This is a genomic window from Streptococcus humanilactis (genome assembly GCF_019448275.1).
Taxonomy (GTDB): Bacteria; Bacillota; Bacilli; order Lactobacillales; family Streptococcaceae; genus Streptococcus; species Streptococcus humanilactis.
Genome location: NZ_JAHXBZ010000002.1, coordinates 1 through 22,202 on the forward strand (window position 1 = coordinate 1; position 22,202 = coordinate 22,202).

Genomic DNA, 22,202 nt, shown 5'->3' on the forward strand with positions numbered 1-22,202 from the left:
GGTTCGACTCCTCTAGGGTGCATTTTTCTATTTAACTCGGGAAGTAGCTCAGCTTGGTAGAGTACTTGGTTTGGGACCAAGGTGTCGCAGGTTCGAATCCTGTCTTCCCGATATATGGCGGTGTAGCTCAGCTGGCTAGAGCGTCCGGTTCATACCCGGGAGGTCGGGGGTTCGATCCCCTTCGCCGCTATAATGATCTTGTTGGACCTTTAGCTCAGCTGGTTAGAGCTCTCGGCTCATAACCGAGTGGTCGTAGGTTCAAGTCCTACAAGGTCCATTTGAATATTATGGAGGATTACCCAAGTCCGGCTGAAGGGAACGGTCTTGAAAACCGTCAGGCGTGTAAAAGCGTGCGTGGGTTCGAATCCCACATCCTCCTTTTGTATTAACGCGGGATGGAGCAGCTCGGTAGCTCGTCGGGCTCATAACCCGAAGGTCGTAGGTTCAAATCCTGCTCCCGCAATAAGGCTCGGTAGCTCAGTTGGTAGAGCAATGGATTGAAGCTCCATGTGTCGGCGGTTCGATTCCGTCTCGCGCCATTTTTACTTATAGTATGTATGCGGGTGTAGTTTAGTGGTAAAACTACAGCCTTCCAAGCTGTTGTCGCGAGTTCGATTCTCGTCACCCGCTTTGAACTTTGTTCAAATTACCAAGTTTTTAACTTGGGCGCGTAGCTCAGGTGGTTAGAGCGCACGCCTGATAAGCGTGAGGTCGGTGGTTCGAGTCCACTCGTGCCCATTAATTGGAGAATTACTCAAGAGGCTGAAGAGGACGGTTTGCTAAATCGTTAGGTCGGGTAACTGGCGCAAGGGTTCGAATCCCTTATTCTCCGTTTTAATGAGGGTTTATAACTCTCTTTTTTTTGTATTTTTAAGAATAGTAGAATAAAAACTTCAGATTTGTAAAACTTAATTGGATTACTTATCTGAAGTTTTTTTATGGTTGTGCTAGTTTATTATTACTTCCAACTCTTGAGTGAAATTTCTCCGCTATTGAGCCAGATTTCTTTTCCGTTATCACATTGAACTAAAAGTTTGCCATTTTCTGAGATATCTTTAGCAAGTCCCTTGTAGTCTTTTTGATCTAGTGTGAAAGTAACTTCTTTTCCAAGAACGAATGACTGTTTTTTATATAGGTATAATAACTCATCTGCTGGTGTTTCGAAGAAAGCACGCCAGATTTCTATGATTAATTCATTCCTTGTTATTGGAGCTGTAGTTTTAAATAAGCTAGCAGCTTTTTCTTTTAATTCTTGTGGGAAATCATTAATAGTAAAGTTGATTCCTACTCCAATAATGATATCTGTGACTAAGCCTGTTTCTACAGAGGTCATTGCTTCAGTGAGGATTCCTCCAATTTTATGATTTTTGAGGTAGATATCGTTGACCCATTTTATGTCGACATCTATTAATGTTAGGTTCTTAATGGCTTTGTAGATAGCTCCTGCTACAAGTAGTGTGTAGGATGGTAATTTGTCATAGGGGAGATTGGGTTTAAGATGGAGTGTCATATAAATGCCACCTTGAGGTGAGTAGAAAGAACGTTGAAAACGGCCTCGGCCAGCTGTTTGATAGGAAGCTAGATAGAGGGTGTTTGCTTCATTTCCTAAATCAATTGCTTCTTTTGCATCGAGTTGTGTTGATCGTGTTTCGGGTTTAAAACTGATTTTAATTGGAAGATTTTGTTTTAGAAGTTCTGGAAGAATAAGGTCTCCATTCACAAGTTTATAGCCTTTGTTTTTGATACTATCAATTTTAATGCCCTCTTGTTCTAAACGCTTGATGGCTTTCCAAATTGATGTTCGGGTCAGTGATAGTTCTTCTGCAATCTTTTCTCCGCTGATATAGTCGGTTTCTTTAGCTAGAATTTGGTAGACGGCTTGGTAGGATTTCATAGTGTTTCCTTTCTCACTAGTTGGTGTTGGGAATATTCTTTTCTTGTATGACTTGGAGTCTGATTAAAGTATTGTTTATAAGCTTTTGAAAAATGGAGTGGATCTGAAAAACCTACCGAATATGCAATTACTTTGATAGACTCTTGGGTATTTTCGAGAAGTTGTTTAGCTCGGTGCATTCGAACGTAGAGTAGGTATTCTTTGGGTGATAAGGTATTAAATTCTTTGAATACGCTTGATAAGTAGCTTCTGTGAACGGATAGTTCTTTTGCTAAATCTTGTATTGTAAGTGATTGAGGATAGTGGCTATCAATTAATCTTTTACATTCAAGATAGAGTTGGTAGGTTGATGAAATATTCTTTTTTTTCTGATTGGGAGCAATAGTTCCCAGATGAAACATCAGTTCATGGAGCTGTCCCATGATATGGAGTTGAGCTAATTCATTTGATTTTGTAATCTGAGCGAAGCGGACAATGTCTGAGATGAGTTTTGCAGTAGACTGGGTATGACAAGTTTCAGATTGGATGAGATAGGATTGGTCAGAAATTTGAGAAAGAGCAAAATAATCAGGAGCTTTCCCTCCAGTGATTCCTAACCAGTAGTAGGACCAAGGTTCTTCACTATCTGCTTGATAAAAGGTTAGTTCATCTGGTTTTAATAGAAAGAAATCTCCTTCTTTTAAATCAACAATTTTACCCTTGTAATGAAATTTTCCTTGTCCTTTAGTAATGTAATGTAGAACGTATGTATCACGAATGGCTGGACCAAAAGAGTAATTAGGTGTACATTCCTCATATCCATAAAAGCTTAGAGAAAGGTCAATTGTTCCAGTCTGGTATTCTGAAAAAACTAGCATGTGCTACCTCCTACCTAACATTTTACCATATTCTTGAGACATTTTTCTATTTTAGAAAGCGATTTCAGTTGATAAAATATAGTCAATAAAGTGATGAGGTGAAGTAAATGGGAGTTAGGATAGAGAATAATCTATTTTATGTTGAGAGTAAAAATCTAAGTTTGATTATTGAAAATCGAAATGGCTACTTACTTTTGAAACATTTAGGAAAGACTATTAAGAACTATAAAGGTTCCAATAGTATTTATGAACGAGATCATGCCTTTTCAGGAAATCCAACAGCTACTAATCGAACCTTTAGTTTGGATACGCAACGTCAAATTTTTGGGCAACATGGTTTGGGTGACTTTAGAAAACCAACTTTACAGGTTCAACATGATGCAACTGAAGTAACAGACTTTCGATTTGTAGAAGCAAAGATTTTAAAAGGTCAGAATGGTCCACAGGGCTTACCTTCTCCACATAGTATGGACGATACAGAGACTCTTGTCTTAATGTTAGAAGATTTTAAGGCTCATCTTAGTCTGAATTTGTATTATACTGCTTTTAATAATGATTCGACAATTGCTAGCTACAGTAAATTGGAAAATAATAGTAATCAGGAAGTTGTCATCCATAAAGATTTTTCTTTTATGGCTGATGTTCCAGCTGCAGATTATGAAATCGTAACTCTGCAGGGTGCTTATGCTCGTGAAAAGACTGTCAGACGTCAACAGGTAGAACAAGGAATCTTTTCGATTAGTTCGAACCGTGGGGCTTCTGGGCATGCTCAAACACCAGCTCTTCTCTTATGTGATCAAGGAGTCACAGAGGATGCTGGAAATGTGTTTGCTATTCAACTAATGTATAGTGGAAACTTTGAAGCTTTTGTTCAAAAGAATCAATTGAATGAAGTTCGGTTGGCTATTGGAATTAATCCGGAAAATTTTTCTTGGAAGTTAGACCCTGAGGAATACTTTGAAACACCGGTAGCTTTAATGACCTATTCAGATAAGGGATTAACTGGTGTTAGTCATGAAAGTCAGAATTTTGTACTGAAGCACATTATGCCAAGTAAATTTTCTAAAAAAGAACGCCCAATTCTAATTAATAACTGGGAAGCTACTTACTTTGACTTTCAGAGAGAAAAACTGTTAGAGTTAGCAGATGAAGCTAAGAAAGTTGGAATTGAACTTTTTGTATTAGATGATGGGTGGTTTGGTAATCGCTTTGATGATAATCGGGCTTTAGGTGATTGGGTTGTTAATGAGCAAAAACTGGGTGGAAGCCTAGAAAGTCTGATTTCAGCTATCCATGAAAGAGGTTTGCAGTTTGGGCTTTGGTTAGAACCTGAGATGATTTCTGTAGATAGTGATTTGTATCGTAAACATCCTGACTGGGCTATTCAGGTTCCAGGATATGAACATACCTATTCTAGAAATCAACTAGTACTTAATCTTGCCAATCCTCAGGTAGTAGAATACTTGAAAAATGTCTTAGATGAACTCCTATCTTATCATGAGATTGATTACATCAAATGGGATATGAATCGTAATATGACTAACCTGGGGAATGGTTCGAACTATCTAGAGACGCAGATGCAATCTCATCAGTACATGCTGGGGCTTTATGCACTTGTCGCTTATCTGACAGAGAAGCACAGCCATATTCTCTTTGAGTCCTGCTCTGGTGGGGGTGGACGAAATGATCTTGGTATGATGCGCTATTTCCCACAAGTCTGGGCTAGTGATAATACTGATGCTATTGCACGTTTACCAATTCAATACGGTTCATCCTATCTCTATCCAACCATTTCTATGGGGGCTCATGTGTCAGCAGTACCGAATCATCAGATGGGGCGAACGACACCATTAGAAACACGTGGTCATGTGGCAATGATGGGAAATTTGGGTTATGAGCTTGATTTGACAAGTCTGACTGAGAAAGCAAAAGAAGACATTAGAACGCAGGTAAACTTGTACAAAGAATTACGACCAGTAGTTCAGTTAGGACAACAGTATAGACTCATTAACCCTGATACTGCATCCAATGAAGCAGCTGTACAATTTAACTACGGAAATCAAACGATTGTAACCTACGTTCGCGTTTTGTCAGTTGTAGAGGCCATGGAAACAACTTTAAAATTAAAAGATTTGGATGAAGAGGGACTGTATGAATTACAGGAAAATGGCGAAGTTTACTCAGGTGCAGAACTCATGTATGCAGGCTCAACTGTTATCTTATCCCAAGGAGATTTTTTGAGTAGACAGTATATTTTTAGAAGACTATAATAAAGGTGTATAATTTTATAAAGGAGGCTTTCCAATGAAATGGTATAAGAAAGCAGGTTTTATTTTAGTAGCTGGGGTTAGTTTACTAGGCATAGCAGCTTGTGGTCAGAATAGTCAATCGACTGATGGAAAGGTAACGATTGAATTTTTTAACCAGAAGACCGAAATGGCGGATACTTTGCAAAAAATTGTAGATCATTTTGAAAAGGATCATCCTACTATTGATGTAAAACTGACGACTGTTCCGGCAGCTGGCATTGTTCTGAAGACTCGGATTTTATCAGGAGATGTTCCAGATATTGTTAATATCTATCCTCAAAATATGGATTTTCAGGAGTGGGCAAAAGCAGGTTACTTTTCAGATATGACAGGGAAGTCCTATCTTGAGAATATTAAGAATGACTATGCAGAAAAGTATGCAATCAATAACAAGATTTATAGTGTGCCTTTAACTGCTAATCTTTATGGAATCTATTATAATAAAACAAAGTTTAAAGAATTAGGACTTGAGGAACCGAAGACTTTTAAAGAGTTTCAAGAGATTGTTAAAAAGATAAAAGATAGTGGGAATTCTCCGTTTGCAGTTGCAGGCAATGAAGGATGGACATTAAACGGTTATCACCAACTTTCTCTCATTACTATTACAGGCAGTGGAGACGCAGCTAATAATTACCTTCGCTTTTCAAAACCAAACGCTATCTCTGCAGATGATGCTATTTTAAAAGCAGATGCAGAACGACTAGATTTGTTGGCGGAGAATGCTCAAGATGGATGGCGTGGTGCCTCTTATAACGATGCGGTGGTAGCATTTTCGAATGAAAAAGCCTTGATGATGCCACAAGGATCATGGGCATTAGCGGCAATTAATCAACAGGATCCAAAATTTGATGTGGGGATGTTTGCCTTCCCAGGAGAAGAAGTAGGAAAAGAAGTCACTGTTGGTGCAGGGGACATGGCATTATCAACTTCAGCTACTACCAAACATCCTAAAGAAACCGAAGAATTTATCAGCTATATGACTAGTTCAAAAGCTATGCAAGAATATTATGATGTGGATGGATCACCAGTTGCTGTAAAAGGTGTACAGGAAAAAGAAGATTCAGCACTTGCAGAGATTTCTAAACTAGCATTTACGGATAAACATTATGTTTGGTTGGGCCAACACTGGAATTCTGAAGAAGATTTTTTCAATCTAAGTGCAGGTTACTTGATGGATAAAAATCTGAAAAATATGGCAAACAATCTCAATGCTTTCTTTAATCCAATGAAGGCAGATTTGGACTAGAATAGGAGTTAAGATGATATGGCTATTCGAAAAATTTTAAATAAATACTGGGGTTGGACTTTTTTGCTCATCCCGCTTGCATTACAAGCTATCTTCTTTTACTTTCCGATGGTACAAGGTGCTTTCTATAGTTTGACTAACTGGACTGGATTGACCTATAATTATAAATTTGTTGGTCTGAATAACTACAAATTGCTGATGATTGATGGGAAATTCTTCACAGCCATTGCTTTTACTTTAATTTTAACCCTGGCATTGATTATTGGAGAGATTACAATTGGGATGGTTGTGGCTCGAGCCTTAAATTCTAAGATGAAAGGGCAGACCTTCTTTAGAGCTTGGTTCTTTTTCCCAGCGGTTTTGTCTGGTTTGACAGTTTCCTTGATTTTTAAACAATTCTTTAACTATGGTCTTCCAACGATTGGAAAAATTTTAGGAATTAGTTTTTTACAAGAAAGTCTATTAGGAACACCAATCGGAGCGGTAGTGGCAACTATTTTTGTTCTTCTATGGCAAGGAGTAGCAATGCCAATTATTCTCTTTCTTGCTGGCCTTCAGAGTATTCCATCTGATATTTTGGAGGCAGCATCAATTGATGGTGCAACAAGCAAACAAACTTTTTGGAAGATTGAATTACCATATTTGTTGCCAACGATTTCTATGGTTTTTATCCTAGCTCTTAAGTCCGGTTTGACTGCCTTTGACCAAATTTTTGCCTTGACGAGTGGTGGTCCAAATAATGCTACAACGTCTCTTGGTCTTTTAGTCTATAACTATGCCTTCAAGAGTAATCAATATGGATATGCGAATGCAATTGCCTTGATTCTATTCTTAATTATTGGAATTGTTTCTCTTATCCAAATCAAACTATCAAAGAAATTTGAAATCTAATAGGGGAGTCTTACACATGAAAAAAGAAGAAAAATTGAATCAGTTTTGGAAGTATGTCCTCTTGGTAGTAGGTAGTATTCTCATACTTGTTCCTTTGTTGGTAACGGTTTTTAGTTCCTTCAAGACAACCAAGGATATCATGAATCATTTCTTTGGTTTGCCAAATCCTTTTACATTAAGCAATTATGAACGATTGGTTTCGGATGGGATTGGAGGCTATTTCTGGAATTCAGCTGTTATTACGGTGTTATCATTGATTGTAGTAGCATTCTTTATACCAGCTGCAGCCTATTCCATTGCTCGAAATATGTCCAAGAAAAAAGTCTTTGCAATTATGTATTCGCTCTTGATCTTAGGGATATTTGTTCCATTTCAGGTGATTATGATTCCTATCACAGTTATGATGAGCAAACTCGGCCTGGCAAATATGTGGGGGTTGGTACTACTTTATCTAACTTATGCAATTCCACAGACTCTTTTCTTGTATGTTGGTTATATTAAAATCAGTGTACCAGATAGTTTAGATGAAGCTGCAGAAATTGATGGGGGTGATCGATTTACAACTTACCGTCGAATTATCTTTCCAATGCTGAAGCCCATGCATGCTACAACCTTGATTATCAATGCATTATGGTTCTGGAATGACTTTATGTTGCCACTGTTGATTTTGAATAAGGATTCCAAGATGTGGACTTTGCCTCTCTTCCAGTACAACTACCAAGGTCAGTATTTTAATGACTATGGGCCAAGTTTTGCATCCTATATTGTGGGAATTGTAACAATTACTGTCGTCTACCTCATCTTCCAAAAACATATTATTTCAGGAATGAGCAACGGAGCAGTGAAGTAAGAAGAACTCATGGAATCTATAGTCTTTGACACAGAGGAAGGGTTCAGCTTGTTGATAATTCTATGTAGAAGACAAGAAAGTAGTACTTAGTTTATTGAAGTCTATATTTAGTACGAGTTTGATGATAAACAGAGATTTAATACTCAATGAAAATCAAAGAGCAAACTAGGAAGCTAGCCGCAGGTTGCTCAAAGCACAGCTTTGAGGTTGCAGATAAAGCTGACGTGGTTTGAAGAGATTTTCGAAGAGTATAACATGAATTTCATTTACGAAGCCAGGTCATACGAGACTTGGCTTCAATTAAAAAAGGAGAGTAATGATGCCAATTCAAAATAAAACCATGTTGATTACCTATTCAGATAGTCTTGGAAATAATCTTAAGGACTTATATGAGAATTTGGAAGAGCATTTTGGAGATGCTATTGGAGGAGTTCACCTTCTACCATTTTTCCCATCAACAGGTGATCGTGGATTTGCGCCAGTTGACTACGACGAAGTGGACTCAGCTTTTGGTGATTGGGAGGATGTTAAGCGTTTAGGTGAGAAATATTATCTTATGTTTGACTTTATGATTAATCATATTTCTCGTCAATCCAAGTATTATAAGGACTATCAAGAAAAACATGAAGCCAGTGAATTTAAAGATCTCTTTTTAAACTGGGATAAGTTTTGGCCAGAAAACCGTCCGACACAGTTTGATGTAGATTTAATTTACAAGCGTAAGGATCGTGCACCAAAGCAAGAGATTGTGTTTGAAGATGGTTCAGTAGAACATTTGTGGAATACCTTTGGTGAGGAGCAGATTGATCTTGATGTGACCAAAGAAGTAACGATGGAATTTATCCGTAAGACCATTCAGCACTTGGCAAGTAATGGGTGTGATTTGATTCGTCTAGATGCTTTTGCTTATGCAGTGAAGAAATTGGATACTAATGATTTCTTTGTGGAACCAGATATTTGGGATTTATTGGACAAAGTTCGAGATATCGCTGCTGAGTATGGGACAGAGCTCTTACCTGAGATTCATGAACATTATTCGATTCAGTTTAAAATAGCGGATCAGGATTACTATGTTTATGATTTTGCTCTTCCAATGGTGACGCTTTATACTCTTTACAGTTCCAGAACAGAGCGTTTGGCTAAGTGGTTAAAGATGAGCCCAATGAAGCAATTTACGACACTAGATACCCATGATGGGATTGGAGTGGTGGATGTCAAGGATATCCTGACCGATGAGGAGATTGACTATGCTTCAAATGAACTCTATAAGGTTGGAGCAAATGTCAAACGTAAGTACTCTAGTGCCGAGTATAACAATTTAGATATCTACCAAATCAATTCAACCTACTATTCTGCGCTTGGAGATAATGATGTCAAGTATTTCCTTGCACGCTTAATTCAAGCATTTGCCCCAGGTATTCCTCAGGTTTACTATGTAGGTCTATTAGCAGGCAAGAATGATTTGAAATTATTAGAAGAAACTAAAGAAGGTCGAAATATTAATCGTCATTACTATAGCAATGAGGAAATAGCAGAAGAAGTCCAACGTCCTGTGGTGAAGGCACTTCTCAATCTCTTTTCTTTCCGTAATCGTTCAGAGGCCTTTGATTTAGAAGGAACTATTGACGTTGAAACACCAACAGCCCACAGCATTGTAATCAAACGTCAAAATAAAGATAAGTCCGTAACAGCAGTAGCAGAAATTGATTTGCAAAATCAGATTTATCGGGTAATTGAGAACGGAATTGAAGTAACATTTTGAGGCTTTGATATAGTTGATAAAATAGGGTTTTTATTTTAGAAAACGTTTCCTTTGTTTTCAAATTGCTAAAAAAGTGGTACAATAAAGGGTAGCTTACTATTATCTGAATCAGTTGATTTGGAGAGAAAGGATTCATTTTGAAATCAATAGGCTTTATTGAAAAGCTGAAAGGGTTGTCTAGTAAAGAGCTGACTTTATTGGGAATTATCCTGAGTATCTTTTTACCCTTTTATCTTTTTGTAGTTGTATTCTGTTTATATATTATCAGTTTAATTTTTACAGGAGACATGAAAAGTATTCTTCAGAAAATGGGTGAGCATCCAATGCTGCTTCTTTTTCTTGGCTATAGTACTGTTATATCCATTTTTGCACAAAATTGGATGGGTCTTGTGGCTTCAGTAGGAATGCTTCTATTCACTGTTTTCTTTTTGCATTATCAGTCGATTTTATCACATAAATTCTTTCGATTGATTTTGCAGCTCGTCTTGTTTGGTAGCGTCTTGTCAGCTGCTTTTGCGAGTTTAGAACATTTCCAAATTGTGAAGAAATTCAACTATGCTTTTCTTTCACCCAATATGCAGGTGTGGCATCAGAATCGTGCAGAAGTGACCTTCTTTAATCCTAATTATTATGGAATTATTTGTTGTTTCTGTATCATGATTGCCTTCTATTTGTTTACAACGACCAAGTTGAATTGGTTGAAAGTATTCTGTGTGTTTGCAGGCTTTGTGAATCTCTTTGGTTTGAACTTTACGCAAAATCGAACTGCCTTTCCTGCTATTATCGCTGGAGCCATTATCTATCTCTTTACGACCATTAAAAACTGGAAGGCCTTTTGGCTAAGTATTGGGGTTTTTGCGATTGGCTTGAGCTTCCTCTTTTCTAGTGATTTGGGAGTTCGGATGGGGACTTTAGACTCTTCTATGGAAGAACGCATTTCTATCTGGGATGCTGGGATGGCCTTGTTTAAGCAAAATCCTTTTTGGGGTGAAGGGCCATTGACCTACATGCACTCGTATCCTCGGATAAATGCTCCTTATCATGAACATGCTCACAGTCTATATATCGATACGATTCTGAGTTACGGAATTGTGGGGACTATTTTATTAGTTTTGTCTTCTGTTGCTCCTGTTCGCTTGATGATGGATATGAGTCAGGAGTCGGGGAAACGTCCGATTATCGGTCTTTATCTGTCTTTCCTTACAGTGGTTGCTGTGCATGGAATCTTTGACTTGGCCCTCTTCTGGATTCAATCAGGTTTCATTTTCTTGCTAGTTATGTGCAGTATTCCATTGGAGCATCGAACTTTGGTATCGGATATGACGGATTAAGTTTATAAGATTAAAATCTTCTATCTTGGGTAGGAGATTTTTTACTTGGAAAAATTATTTCTAAATCGAAATAGTTGACAGTTAGAATAATGAGTGTTACAATTATTTTATTCATTTCGATATGGAAATAAATTGGAGGTGTCATGAAAGATAGTCATTTGCTAGCCCATCATATTCGTTTATTGAATGGGCGGATTTTTCAAAAGTTACTAAGTCGGGATCCTGAAGCTCTTTATCGGAGTGAACAGGGGAAGATTTTAGCGGTTTTATGGAATAGTGAAACTGGCTGCGCAACTGCGACAGATATTGCTCTGGCAACTGGGCTTGCTAACAATACACTGACGACTATGATTAAAAAGCTAGAGGAACAAAATCTTGTAGCTATTAGTCCATGTGGAGAAGATAAGCGTAAGAAGTATTTGGTTTTAACAGAGTTGGGGCAGTCTCAGAAAGAAGTGGGGCATCGTGTCAGTCAGAAATTGGATACGATCTTTTACAAAGGATTTTCAGAGGAAGAAATTCGTCAGTTTGAAGCCTTTCAAGAAAGAATTTTGGCTAATCTAAAAGAGGAGGAAAATGAGGTTTAAAATGGAGCAAATTAGCTGTTTATAAGTAAAGGCCACTTTTGACTTTGTTTTCAAACTCTTAGGACAAGGAAACTATGTGGTTAGCTATGGTCAGACTCAGATTGGTGGAGTTGCCTATGCCCAGTATGATATCTTCTGTCTAGAAAACGGGAAAATTGTGGAGCATTGGGACAATAAGGAAGTCATGCCTAAGGTAGAAGACTTGACCAATCGAGGGAAGTTTTAAATTGAGGATACAGAATGATTGAATACAAAAATGTAGCTTTACGCTACACAGAAAAAGATGTCTTGAGAGATGTTAATTTACGGATTGAGAATGGCGAGTTTATGGTTTTAGTTGGTCCATCTGGGTCCGGTAAGACGACCATGATCAAGATGATTAATCGTCTTTTGGAACCAACTGATGGAAATATTTACATGGATGGCAAGCGCATCAAAGACTATGATGAACGTGAACTTCGTCTATCTACAGGTTATGTTTTACAGGCCATTGCTCTCTTTCCAAATCTAACGGTTGCGGAAAATATTGCCCTGATTCCAGAGATGAAGGGCTGGACTAAGGAAGAAATTGCTCAGAAAACAGAAGAGCTTTTGGCAAAGGTTGGTTTACCAGTGGCTGAGTATGGGCATCGTTTGCCTAGTGAATTATCTGGTGGAGAACAGCAACGGATCGGTATTGTTCGTGCTATGATTGGTCAGCCTAAGATTCTCCTCATGGATGAACCTTTTTCAGCCTTGGATGCTATTTCGAGAAAACAGTTGCAGGTTCTGACTAAAGAATTGCATAAAGAGTTTGGGATGACAACTATTTTTGTAACCCATGATACGGATGAAGCCTTGAAGTTGGCGGACCGTATTGCAGTTTTGCAGGATGGAGAAATTCGCCAGGTGGCGAATCCCGAGACTATTTTAAAAGCTCCTGCCACAGAATTTGTAGCAGACTTGTTTGGAGGTAGTGTTCATGACTAATTTAATTGCAACTTTTCAGGATCGTTTTAGTGATTGGTTGACAGCTCTATCTCAACATTTGCAGTTGTCACTATTGACCTTGTTACTAGCTATTTTGCTTGCGATTCCCTTAGCTGTCTATCTTCGCTATCATGAGAAGCTGGCAGATTGGGTCTTGCAGATTGCAGGGATTTTCCAGACTATCCCGTCACTGGCCTTGTTGGGGCTCTTTATTCCTTTGATGGGAATTGGAACCTTGCCAGCTTTGACAGCTCTAGTGATCTATGCGATCTTTCCGATTTTACAAAATACCATCACTGGACTCAAGGGAATTGATCCGAGTCTGCAAGAGGCTGGGATTGCCTTTGGGATGACCAGATGGGAACGTCTCAAGAAGTTTGAAATTCCACTTGCCATGCCGGTTATCATGTCTGGGATTCGGACGGCAGCTGTCTTGATTATCGGTACGGCAACCTTGGCTGCTTTGATTGGTGCAGGGGGACTGGGTTCCTTTATCCTTTTGGGAATTGACCGTAATAATGCCAGTCTGATTTTGATTGGGGCCCTTTCTTCTGCAGTGCTTGCCATTGCCTTTAACTTCCTACTAAAAGTGATGGAAAAGGCAAAATTGCGGACGATTTTTTCTGGTTTTGCCTTGGTGGCAATATTGCTCGGTCTATCTTATAGTCCAGCCCTCTTAGCTCAAAAAGAGAAAGAAAACTTGGTCATTGCTGGGAAATTGGGTCCAGAACCAGAAATTTTGGCCAATATGTATAAATTACTGATTGAAGAAAATACCAGCATGACTGCGACTGTTAAACCGAATTTTGGGAAAACAAGCTTTCTCTATGAAGCTCTGAAAAAAGGCGATATTGACATCTATCCTGAATTTACAGGAACGGTGACTGAAAGTTTACTTCAGCCATCACCTAAAGTGAGTCATGAGCCAGAGCAGGTTTATCAGGTAGCGCGTGATGGCATTGCCAAACAGGATCATCTATCCTATCTCAAACCTATGTCTTATCAAAATACCTATGCTGTAGCTGTTCCGAAAAAGATTGCTCAAGAATATGGCTTGAAGACCATTTCGGACTTGAAAAAAGTGGAAGGGCAGTTGAAGGCTGGCTTTACTCTCGAGTTTAATGACCGTGAAGATGGAAATAAGGGCTTGCAATCAATGTATGGTCTCAATCTCAATGTAGCGACTATGGAGCCAGCTCTTCGCTATCAGGCAATTCAGTCAGGCGATATTCAAATCACGGACGCCTATTCAACCGATGCAGAGTTGGCGCGTTATGATTTACAGGTATTGGAAGATGACAAACAACTCTTCCCACCTTATCAAGGAGCTCCACTAATGAAAGAAGCTCTTCTCAAGAAACATCCAGAATTAGAAAGAGTTCTTAATAAATTGGCTGGTAAGATTACAGAAAGCCAGATGAGCCAACTTAACTATCAAGTCGGTGTTGAAGGTAAGTCGGCAGAACAAGTAGCCAAGGAATTTCTACAAGAACAAGGTTTGCTGAAGAAATAGCTTGAAAAGCTAAACTCAACTTGGTTAAACGACTATATAGAAGAATGCTCAGATAATTTTGTCTGGGCTTTTTTGATTGTTGAAAAGATAAAAAACTCAGTAAACTAGAAATAAGGTAACTGAGTTCTACTCTGTATTCAATTTTTAAGAATGAGAAGGTCTAGATAAAATTGGACAACTTCCTGTTCTGTGAAATCTTGCCCTTTTTTGAGCCACCAGGTCAATGTTTCGATAAAGTTAGTTACGACAAAATGTTGGAGGTAAGAAGTAGGTAGACTTGGGTGAGTTTGTTTCAAATCAGCAGCCAGCATGGGATAGACGTGGTGCTCCAGTTCTTTATGAAGTTGGCGAAGGAAGTAGTCATTTTTGGAGAATAGCAGACTGGTGATATGGTCTTGGTTTTTCTGAAAATGAAGAAAGAGATGGGCGAGATAAACCTTAGTTGAAATGGATTTTTCTCTTTCAAAAAGATGATGGAAGAGGTAGCGGCAGAGCTGGTCCAGAAGAAGCTCCTTACTCTCATAGTGACAGTAAAAGGTGGATCGTCCCACATCTGCGAGATCAATGATATCCTGAACAGTAGTGGCCTCGTAGCCCTTAGCATTCAAAAGTTGTATAAAAGCTTGATAGATGGCTTTTTTGGTTTTGCTGATACGGCGGTCAATGTTAGTCATATGGACACTTGAGGCAAATTGTTCAGAACTGAATAAAGCTGACCTTTTGCTTCTATCCTTTCTTTGAGTTTTAGTTGATAATGATAATGAACAAGATGTTCATAAATCTATTATAACAAAGGAATGAGAAATATGAAGGCAAAATATACTGTTTGGCTAGCTTTTTTCTTAAATTTGACTTATGCCATTGTCGAGTTTATCGCTGGTGGAGTGTTTGGGTCCAGTGCAGTTCTTGCTGACTCGGTGCATGACTTGGGAGATGCGATTGCTATTGGGATCTCAGCCTTTTTGGAAAGTATCTCCAATCGTGAAGAAGACAGCCACTATACCTTGGGCTACAAGCGTTTTAGCCTTTTAGGGGCCATGATAACAGCTGTGATTCTTATGACAGGGTCCGTTTTGGTCATTTTGGAAAATATAGCGAAAATCTTTCATCCACAATCGGTCAATGATGAGGGGATTTTCTGGTTAGGAATTATTGCGATTACTATCAATGTGCTAGCGAGTCTCGTCATTCGCAAAGGACAAACCAAGAACGAATCCATTCTCAGCCTGCACTTTCTGGAAGATACCTTGGGTTGGGTGGCTGTCATCCTGATGGCCATTGTTCTTCGATTTACCGATTGGTATATCTTGGATCCGCTCTTGTCTCTTGCTATTTCCTTCTTTATTCTGTCAAAAGCCCTTCCACGTTTTTGGAGCACGCTCAAGATATTCCTCGATGCAGTGCCAGAAGGAGTAGATATCCAGAAGATCAAGACGGATTTAGCAGAATTGGATCATGTCGCTAGTATCAATCAGCTTAATCTCTGGACTATGGATGGTTTGGAAAAAAATGCCATTGTCCATGTTTGTTTAAAAGAGATGGAGCATATGGAAACTTGTAAAGAATCTATTCGAATTTTCCTCAAAGATTGTGGCTTTCAAAATATTACCATTGAAGTTGATGTTGATCTAGAAAGTCACCAAGCACATAAGCGAAAGGTGTGAGTTGGAGCGGAATCATAGAGATTATTAGAGAAACAGCCTTGCTAGCGGTCGTTTTGTAATTCTAATCATTCTTTGTACTCTCTCTCAGAGTCAGTCTGGTTCCCAGCATAGTCAGGCTAGGGATTTTCCGACCGTGGAGTACTTCCTTGTTAAGAATATCCATACCTGCTCGACCCATCTCCTCAGTATAAACGGTGATGCTAGAGAGGGGAGGATAGACTTGCTTGGTCAGGCTGGTGTCGTTAAAGGAAATGAGGCTGACACGGTCTGGTAGGCTGATTCCAGCTTCTTGGAGGGCACGGAGGGCACCGATGGCTAAACTATCGCTAGCTGCAAAAAAGGCAGGTGGCAGTTGGTCTCCCAAACTCTGAATAGCCTCTTTCATTAAGTCATAGCCAGACTGGGCGGTAAAGCTTCCTTGAAAGACCAGTTCATCATGATAGATCCCTTTTGTTTGGCTGTAGTTCCTAAAATTTTCCAGCCGCTTATCCTCAATGATTCCTTCTTGATCGGTTGTTTCCTCAAGCCCTGTTAGAATCCCGATACGGTTCATCCCTTGACTGAGGAAATAATCGACAACCTGTTTCATGGCAGTATAAAAGTCCGTGATAATACAGGTGTGTCCTAGTGAAAGAGTATCACTATCTAGAAAGACAAGAGGCTTTTGGTATTCTTCAAAGGCAGAAATCTGAGTTCGGCTAAACTTTCCGATGCAGAGAATTCCAATCACTTCCTCGCTCAGGGTAAAAGGATGGTCATTAAAATAGCGCAAGATATCATAGTCCAACTCTTGGGCTCTTTTTTCTATGCCTAGGCGAATCTGGTAGTAGTAGAGGTCGTCCAGCTCTCCTTGTTCACTGACCCATTGGATAATGGCAATCTTTTGCTTGGGCTTGTGGGACTCGCCTGTCTTGAGGTGCTTAGTGTAGCCCAACTCTTCAGCAACAGTTAAAATACGGTGTCTGGTTTCTTCTGTAACAGATAGGCTCTGGTCGCGATTGAGGACACGGGATACGGTCGCGATAGAGACAGAGGCTAACTGTGCAATGTCTTTTAAGGTAGCCATAAATCCTCCTTGATTAGATTAGTATATCATATTTTTTCTGTATTTTACCGATAGTTTAGTAAAATTTTAGTAAAAAGGATTGACCTTGGGAAATCCCTTGGATACAATAGAAGAAAACGATTACACGTTAAGGTGACTTAACGGACAGTAAAAGGAGAAATCATATGACACAACATCTTACTGCTGAAGCTCTTCGCAAAGACTTTCTTGCCGTTTTTGGTCAAGAAGCAGACCAAACTTTTTTTTCACCAGGTCGTATCAACTTGATTGGTGAGCACACAGACTATAATGGTGGACATGTATTTCCAGCAGCCATTTCCTTAGGAACTTATGGGGCTGCTCGCAAACGTGATGACCAAGTCTTGCGTTTCTACTCAGCTAACTTTGAGGACAAGGGCATTATCGAAGTGCCTCTCGCTGACCTCAAGTTTGAAAAAGAGCACAGCTGGACTAACTATCCAAAAGGGGTTCTTCATTTCTTGCAAGAAGCTGGGCACGTGATTGATAAAGGTTTTGATTTTTATGTTTATGGGAATATCCCAAATGGTGCTGGATTATCTTCTTCAGCATCCCTTGAACTCTTGACAGGAGTCGTGGTAGAGCATCTCTTTGATTTAAAACTAGAGCGTCTCGATTTGGTTAAAATCGGAAAACAAACAGAAAACAACTTTATCGGAGTCAACTCTGGCATTATGGACCAATTTGCTATCGGTATGGGGGCTGATCAACGTGCTATTTACTTAGATACTAGCACTTTAGAGTATGATTTGGTGCCACTTGATTTGAAGGACAATGTCGTTGTTATCATGAATACCAATAAACGCCGTGAATTGGCGGATTCTAAATATAATGAACGCCGTGCTGAATGTGAAAAAGCAGTGGAAGAATTGCAAGCAGCCTTAGATATTCAGACCTTGGGTGAATTAGACGAGTGGGCATTCGACCAATATAGCTATTTGATTAAAGATGAAAATCGTTTGAAACGTGCTCGCCATGCTGTGCTGGAAAACCAACGTACCCTCAAAGCTCAAGTAGCCCTTCAAGCAGGAGATTTGGACACATTTGGTCGCTTGATGAATGCTTCTCACGTTTCCCTAGAGCATGACTATGAAGTAACTGGCTTGGAATTGGATACCCTTGTTCACACAGCTTGGGCTCAAGAAGGTGTTCTCGGTGCTCGTATGACAGGAGCAGGTTTTGGCGGCTGTGCCATTGCCTTGGTGCAAAAAGATACTGTTGATGCCTTTAAGGAAGCTGTAGGAAAACACTACGAGGAAGTAGTTGGATACGCTCCAAGCTTCTATATCGCTGAAGTTGCAGGTGGCACTCGCGTCCTTGATTAGTCAAAAGGAGGTTCTATGGTGACCTTAGTAGATAAATTTGTAACACATGTCATTGCAGAAAGTACTCTTGAGGAAATGGATCGAACCTACCTGACAAATCGTGTCTTGGCACGAGTGGGAGATGGTGTTTTGGAAGCTGAGACCAATCTGGCTAAATTGATTGACCTCAAGGACCAGTTGGTTGAGGAAGCGGTTCGATTAGAGACGATTGAGGATAGTCAGACTGCGCGTGAAATCCTTGGTACTGAACTGATGGACTTGGTGACTCCTTGTCCGAGTCAGGTCAATCGTGACTTCTGGGAAACCTATGCCCACTCTCCTGAGCAGGCGATAGAGGATTTTTACCAACTCAGTCAGAAAAATGACTACATCAAACTCAAGGCCATTGCTAAAAATATCGCTTATCGTGTTCCATCTGATTACGGTGAACTTGAAATTACCATCAACCTCTCTAAGCCTGAAAAGGATCCAAAGGAGATCGCGGCAGCCAAGTTGGTGCAAGCTAGCAATTATCCTCAGTGTCAGCTTTGTCTAGAGAATGAGGGCTACCATGGTCGAATCAACCACCCAGCTCGCAGCAACCACCGTATTATCCGTTTTGAAATGGCTGGTCAGGAATGGGGCTTCCAGTATTCGCCCTATGCTTACTTTAATGAGCACTGTATCTTTTTAGATGGCCAACATCGTCCTATGGCCATTAGTCGTCAGAGTTTTGAAAGTCTACTGGCTATTGTAGAGCAGTTTCCAGGATATTTTGCTGGCTCTAATGCAGACCTGCCGATTGTGGGTGGCTCTATTCTGACTCATGACCACTATCAGGGAGGCCGTCACGTATTTCCTATGGAATTGGCTCCCTTGCAAAAGACTTTCTCTTTTACGGGTTTTGAACAGGTCAAGGCTGGAATTGTCAAGTGGCCTATGTCAGTGATTCGATTGACCTCGGATTCCAAAGAAGATTTGATCAACTTAGCTGACAAGATTTTGCAGGAATGGCGTCAGTATTCAGATCCAAGTGTGCAAGTCTTGGCAGAAAGTAACAGAACACCACACCATACCATTACACCGATTGCCCGTAAACGCGATGGACTGTTTGAGTTGGACTTGGTCTTGCGAGACAATCAGACATCGCTAGAGCATCCTGACGGCATCTATCATCCCCACAAGGATGTCCAACATATCAAGAAGGAAAATATCGGCTTGATTGAGGTCATGGGCTTGGCTATTTTGCCACCTCGCTTGAAAGAAGAAGTGGAGCAAGTCGCCAGCTATCTTGTTGGAGAAGGGGATACAGTTGCGACTTATCATCAGGAATGGGCAGACCAGCTCAAAGTAAAATATCCAGACCTAGCGGATAAAGAAAAAGCCCTTGAAATCGTCAAAGACTCTGTAGGCGCTATCTTTGCGCGTGTTCTGGAGGACGCAGGAGTTTACAAGCAAACGGAACAAGGGCAGACAGCCTTTATGCGCTTTGTGGGACAGGTCGGAATTTTGTCAGACTAGGAGCTTTCTCCTTGCACAGTCCTATAAAAAGTAGTATCATAGTGTCGTTTGAAATATCAGGAGGAAACGATGAAAGATTTTCACTTTGATGCTATATCAGCTTTTGAAAATTATGAAATTAAAGAGATGAAAGATGGTCACGTTGTGGTGACGACAAAAGTAGTGGACTCATCGCTCAACTACTATGGCTATGCCCATGGTGGCTATCTCTTTACCCTTTGCGACCAGATTAGTGGTTTGGTGCTCATCTCGCTAGGATTAGACGTAGTGACGCTTCAATCCTCTATCAACTATCTCAAGGCAGGAAAACTCGACGACGTGTTGACCATTAAAGGAGAATGCGTCCATCAAGGTCGCACAACTTGTGTGGTAGATGTGGATATTACCAATCAAGAAGGCAGAAACGTCTGCAAAGCAACCTTCACCATGTTTGTCACAGGTCAGCGGTCAGAAGACAGACAGGTACGAATATAGATAACTAAAAAAGAGGCTTGCACCTCTTTTTCTTATTTCTTTTTATGATTTAATACGGCATTGAGGACAATGGCAAGTAGACTAGCTACGACGATTCCGTTTGAGAAGAACATTTGGAAGGCTGTCGGCATGCTGATAAAGAGATTACTGTTGTTTAGTCCGACACCTGCAGCGATGGAGACTGCTGCGATAAGGAAGTTATGTTCATTGTTAGCAAAGTCAACACGGGCGAGGATTTGCATCCCTTGAATCGATACAAAACCAAACATCACCAGCATGGCACCACCGAGGACAGGGCTAGGAATGATTTGGGCAAGGGCGCCAAACTTAGGAAGGAGTCCAAGGAGAACCAGGAAAGCAGCTGCGTAGTAGATTGGCAGGCGCGTCTTGATACCTGACAATTTAACCAAACCAACGTTTTGTGAAAATCCTGTGTAAGGGAAGGTGTTAAAGATTCCTCCGAGAAGTACAGCTAAACCTTCTGCACGGTAACCGTTACGCAGGCGCGTGCTATCGATTGGATCTTTCGTGATATCAGACAAGGCCAGATAAACACCAGTCGACTCAACCATAGAAACCGTTGCGATGATACACATCATGACAATAGATGAGATTTCAAAAGTTGGCATCCCAAAGTAGAGTGGGGTTGGGACATGGACAAGAGGTGCTGCCGCAACAGGAGAGAAGTCTACCAAGCCCATAGTAGCAGCGATGGCAGTTCCAACAACCAGTCCAATCAAAATGGAGATAGACTTGATAAATCCTTTGGTAAAGATGTTAATCAAGAGGATAATCAGAACAGTGATAGCTGCAAGCAAGAGACTTTGACCAGTTGGCTCTGGAACGTTATTTCCCATATTTCCAATAGCGACAGGAATCAAGGTTAAACCAATCGTAGTAATAACAGATCCTGTTACGATAGATGGGAAGAGATTGGCAACTTTTGAGAAGATGCCTGAAACAAGAACCACGTAAATCCCTGATGCGATAAGGGCACCAAACATAGCACCACTACCATGGCTTTGCCCAATCATAATCAAAGGAGCGACCGACTGGAAAGCAACTCCGAGAACGACTGGGAGTCCAATTCCAAAGTATTTGTTGAGTTGGAGTTGGAGGAAGGTTGCTACCCCACACATGAAGATATCAGTGGAAATCAGGTAGGTCAACTGCTCAGCTGAATAGCCAAGAGCTGTCGCAATCATGATGGGAACCAGGATGGATCCTGAGTACATGGCTAGTAAGTGCTGCAAGCCAAGAACGGCTGCTTGTGAATGTTTTTCTTGAGTTTGCATTAGAGATCTGCCTCCTTAAATACGACTTGACCATTTTCAAAACGATCCAAACGAGCGAGTGATAGAACAGGGTAGCCTGCTTTTTCAAGCAAATCACGGCCATCTTGGAAGGATTTTTCAATCACAATACCGATAGCTTCGACTGTGGCACCAGCTTGTTCGATGATTTGAATCAAGCCTTTAGCAGCTTGGCCGTTAGCAAGGAAATCGTCGATAATCAAAACCTTGTCCTCTGGTGAGAGGAATTTTCCTGCGATAGAAACGGTACTTGTTACCTGCTTGGTAAAGGAGTAGACTTCTGCAGTTAAGATACCTTCGTTCATAGTGATGTTTTTTGCTTTTTTAGCGAAAATCATGGGAACGTTTAAGGCTTCAGCTGTAAAAACGGCTGGGGCAATGCCTGATGCTTCAATGGTCACAACCTTGGTAATGCCAGCAGCAGCGAATTTTTCCGCAAAAACCTTACCAATCTCTCGCATCAAGCTAAAGTCAACTTGGTGGGTTAAAAAGGAATCCACCTTGAGGATGTTATCACCCAAGATATGCCCATCCTTGAGGATGCGCTCTTCTAATAATTTCATAAGACCTCCTAAATTCTAAAAGCTAATCCATTTGCTTGTTTCAGATTTCTATCCAGTAAAACCTGATAGA

The 22,202-nt window shown here is 40.3% G+C and carries 19 protein-coding genes, 9 tRNA genes and 1 pseudogene; 23 read left to right on the forward strand and 6 right to left on the reverse strand.

Translation table 11 applies throughout. From position 1 onward, the window contains the following. The first annotated feature begins 37 nt into the window (after positions 1-37). The 9 genes from KV696_RS04165 to KV696_RS04205 all read left to right on the forward strand — a co-directional run bounded on the left by KV696_RS04165 (position 38) and on the right by KV696_RS04205 (position 832). Positions 38-111: transfer RNA gene (locus KV696_RS04165), tRNA-Pro, on the forward strand. A 5-nt stretch (positions 112-116) separates the two neighbouring features. Beyond that, positions 117-190: transfer RNA gene (locus KV696_RS04170), tRNA-Met, on the forward strand. A 13-nt stretch (positions 191-203) separates the two neighbouring features. Continuing rightward, positions 204-277, forward strand: a tRNA-Ile gene (locus tag KV696_RS04175). A gap of 12 nt (positions 278-289) precedes the next feature. Then, a tRNA-Ser gene (locus KV696_RS04180) sits at positions 290-379 on the forward strand. A gap of 10 nt (positions 380-389) precedes the next feature. After that, positions 390-463 (forward strand) — tRNA-Met (locus tag KV696_RS04185). A gap of 3 nt (positions 464-466) precedes the next feature. Next, positions 467-539: transfer RNA gene (locus tag KV696_RS04190), tRNA-Phe, on the forward strand. Between the two features lie 20 nt (positions 540-559). After that, positions 560-630 (forward strand) — tRNA-Gly (locus KV696_RS04195). A 34-nt stretch (positions 631-664) separates the two neighbouring features. Further along, positions 665-738, forward strand: a tRNA-Ile gene (locus tag KV696_RS04200). Positions 739-744: 6 nt separating this feature from the next. Then, a tRNA-Ser gene (locus KV696_RS04205) sits at positions 745-832 on the forward strand. 126 nt (positions 833-958) lie between these two features. Here the strand turns inward: KV696_RS04205 and birA are convergent. Together birA and KV696_RS04215 are read right to left on the reverse strand one after the other, a co-directional pair. Continuing rightward, entirely contained in the window at positions 959-1,894 is a 936-nt protein-coding gene (birA, locus tag KV696_RS04210; RefSeq protein ID WP_219966960.1) for a bifunctional biotin--[acetyl-CoA-carboxylase] ligase/biotin operon repressor BirA, read from the reverse strand. Continuing rightward, a complete protein-coding gene (locus KV696_RS04215; RefSeq protein WP_219966961.1) occupies positions 1,891-2,751 on the reverse strand; it encodes an AraC family transcriptional regulator in 861 nt (286 codons plus the stop codon). The genes birA and KV696_RS04215 overlap by 4 nt, the downstream gene beginning before the upstream one ends. Before the next feature lie 107 nt (positions 2,752-2,858). On the opposite strand from KV696_RS04215, the gene KV696_RS04220 reads away from it, so the two are divergent. The 10 genes and pseudogenes from KV696_RS04220 to KV696_RS04265 all read left to right on the forward strand — a co-directional run bounded on the left by KV696_RS04220 (position 2,859) and on the right by KV696_RS04265 (position 14,209). After that, on the forward strand, positions 2,859-5,021 hold the full coding sequence (locus KV696_RS04220) for an alpha-galactosidase (protein ID WP_219966962.1): 2,163 nt from the start codon (positions 2,859-2,861) through the stop codon (positions 5,019-5,021). A 34-nt stretch (positions 5,022-5,055) separates the two neighbouring features. Continuing rightward, positions 5,056-6,306: an extracellular solute-binding protein gene (locus tag KV696_RS04225; RefSeq protein ID WP_219966963.1), complete on the forward strand. Its 1,251-nt coding sequence runs from the start codon at positions 5,056-5,058 to the stop codon at positions 6,304-6,306. A gap of 18 nt (positions 6,307-6,324) precedes the next feature. Beyond that, entirely contained in the window at positions 6,325-7,197 is an 873-nt protein-coding gene (locus tag KV696_RS04230; RefSeq protein ID WP_001007715.1) for a carbohydrate ABC transporter permease, read from the forward strand. A 16-nt stretch (positions 7,198-7,213) separates the two neighbouring features. After that, complete coding sequence (locus KV696_RS04235) at positions 7,214-8,047, forward strand: carbohydrate ABC transporter permease (protein ID WP_219966964.1); 834 nt, start codon at positions 7,214-7,216, stop codon at positions 8,045-8,047. A gap of 319 nt (positions 8,048-8,366) precedes the next feature. Next, positions 8,367-9,809: a sucrose phosphorylase gene (gene gtfA / locus KV696_RS04240; RefSeq protein WP_219966965.1), complete on the forward strand. Its 1,443-nt coding sequence runs from the start codon at positions 8,367-8,369 to the stop codon at positions 9,807-9,809. A gap of 137 nt (positions 9,810-9,946) precedes the next feature. After that, entirely contained in the window at positions 9,947-11,140 is a 1,194-nt protein-coding gene (locus KV696_RS04245; RefSeq protein WP_219966966.1) for an O-antigen ligase family protein, read from the forward strand. A gap of 143 nt (positions 11,141-11,283) precedes the next feature. Continuing rightward, on the forward strand, positions 11,284-11,727 hold the full coding sequence (locus tag KV696_RS04250; protein WP_219966967.1) for a MarR family winged helix-turn-helix transcriptional regulator: 444 nt from the start codon (positions 11,284-11,286) through the stop codon (positions 11,725-11,727). A 34-nt stretch (positions 11,728-11,761) separates the two neighbouring features. Beyond that, positions 11,762-11,953: pseudogene (locus KV696_RS04255) on the forward strand (nuclear transport factor 2 family protein); the annotation flags it as partial. Positions 11,954-11,967: 14 nt separating this feature from the next. After that, positions 11,968-12,696: an ATP-binding cassette domain-containing protein gene (locus KV696_RS04260; RefSeq protein WP_061087643.1), complete on the forward strand. Its 729-nt coding sequence runs from the start codon at positions 11,968-11,970 to the stop codon at positions 12,694-12,696. After that, positions 12,689-14,209 carry an ABC transporter permease/substrate-binding protein gene (locus KV696_RS04265; RefSeq protein ID WP_219966969.1) on the forward strand — a complete coding sequence of 507 codons (1,521 nt, stop codon included), beginning with the start codon at positions 12,689-12,691 and terminating at the stop codon, positions 14,207-14,209. Before KV696_RS04260 ends, KV696_RS04265 begins: the two co-directional genes overlap by 8 nt. 137 nt (positions 14,210-14,346) lie before the next feature. Here the strand turns inward: KV696_RS04265 and KV696_RS04270 are convergent, their stop codons facing one another. Further along, the gene (locus KV696_RS04270) at positions 14,347-14,883 is read right to left on the reverse strand and encodes a TetR/AcrR family transcriptional regulator (RefSeq protein ID WP_219966970.1); all 537 of its coding nucleotides are present in this window, start codon (positions 14,881-14,883) and stop codon (positions 14,347-14,349) included. Between the two features lie 132 nt (positions 14,884-15,015). Between KV696_RS04270 and KV696_RS04275 the strand changes: the two genes are divergently transcribed. After that, a complete protein-coding gene (locus KV696_RS04275; protein WP_219966971.1) occupies positions 15,016-15,873 on the forward strand; it encodes a cation diffusion facilitator family transporter in 858 nt (285 codons plus the stop codon). A gap of 61 nt (positions 15,874-15,934) precedes the next feature. Here KV696_RS04275 and galR read toward each other — a convergent pair whose 3' ends face one another. Next, positions 15,935-16,939 (reverse strand): LacI family DNA-binding transcriptional regulator, encoded by a 1,005-nt coding sequence (gene galR / locus KV696_RS04280; RefSeq protein WP_219966972.1) that lies wholly within the window; start codon positions 16,937-16,939, stop codon positions 15,935-15,937. Positions 16,940-17,103: 164 nt separating this feature from the next. On the opposite strand from galR, the gene KV696_RS04285 reads away from it, so the two are divergent. The 3 genes from KV696_RS04285 to KV696_RS04295 all read left to right on the forward strand — a co-directional run bounded on the left by KV696_RS04285 (position 17,104) and on the right by KV696_RS04295 (position 20,256). Beyond that, positions 17,104-18,282 (forward strand): galactokinase, encoded by a 1,179-nt coding sequence (locus KV696_RS04285; RefSeq protein ID WP_219966973.1) that lies wholly within the window; start codon positions 17,104-17,106, stop codon positions 18,280-18,282. Positions 18,283-18,300: 18 nt separating this feature from the next. Then, a complete protein-coding gene (locus KV696_RS04290; RefSeq protein ID WP_219967054.1) occupies positions 18,301-19,782 on the forward strand; it encodes a UDP-glucose--hexose-1-phosphate uridylyltransferase in 1,482 nt (493 codons plus the stop codon). Positions 19,783-19,851: 69 nt separating this feature from the next. Then, positions 19,852-20,256 carry a PaaI family thioesterase gene (locus tag KV696_RS04295; protein WP_218764316.1) on the forward strand — a complete coding sequence of 135 codons (405 nt, stop codon included), beginning with the start codon at positions 19,852-19,854 and terminating at the stop codon, positions 20,254-20,256. 32 nt (positions 20,257-20,288) lie between these two features. Here KV696_RS04295 and KV696_RS04300 read toward each other — a convergent pair whose 3' ends face one another. After that, positions 20,289-21,551 carry a nucleobase:cation symporter-2 family protein gene (locus tag KV696_RS04300; RefSeq protein ID WP_061759227.1) on the reverse strand — a complete coding sequence of 421 codons (1,263 nt, stop codon included), beginning with the start codon at positions 21,549-21,551 and terminating at the stop codon, positions 20,289-20,291. Beyond that, positions 21,551-22,132 carry a xanthine phosphoribosyltransferase gene (locus tag KV696_RS04305; RefSeq protein ID WP_000770403.1) on the reverse strand — a complete coding sequence of 194 codons (582 nt, stop codon included), beginning with the start codon at positions 22,130-22,132 and terminating at the stop codon, positions 21,551-21,553. Before KV696_RS04305 ends, KV696_RS04300 begins: the two co-directional genes overlap by 1 nt. Between the last annotated feature and the right edge of the window lie 70 nt (positions 22,133-22,202).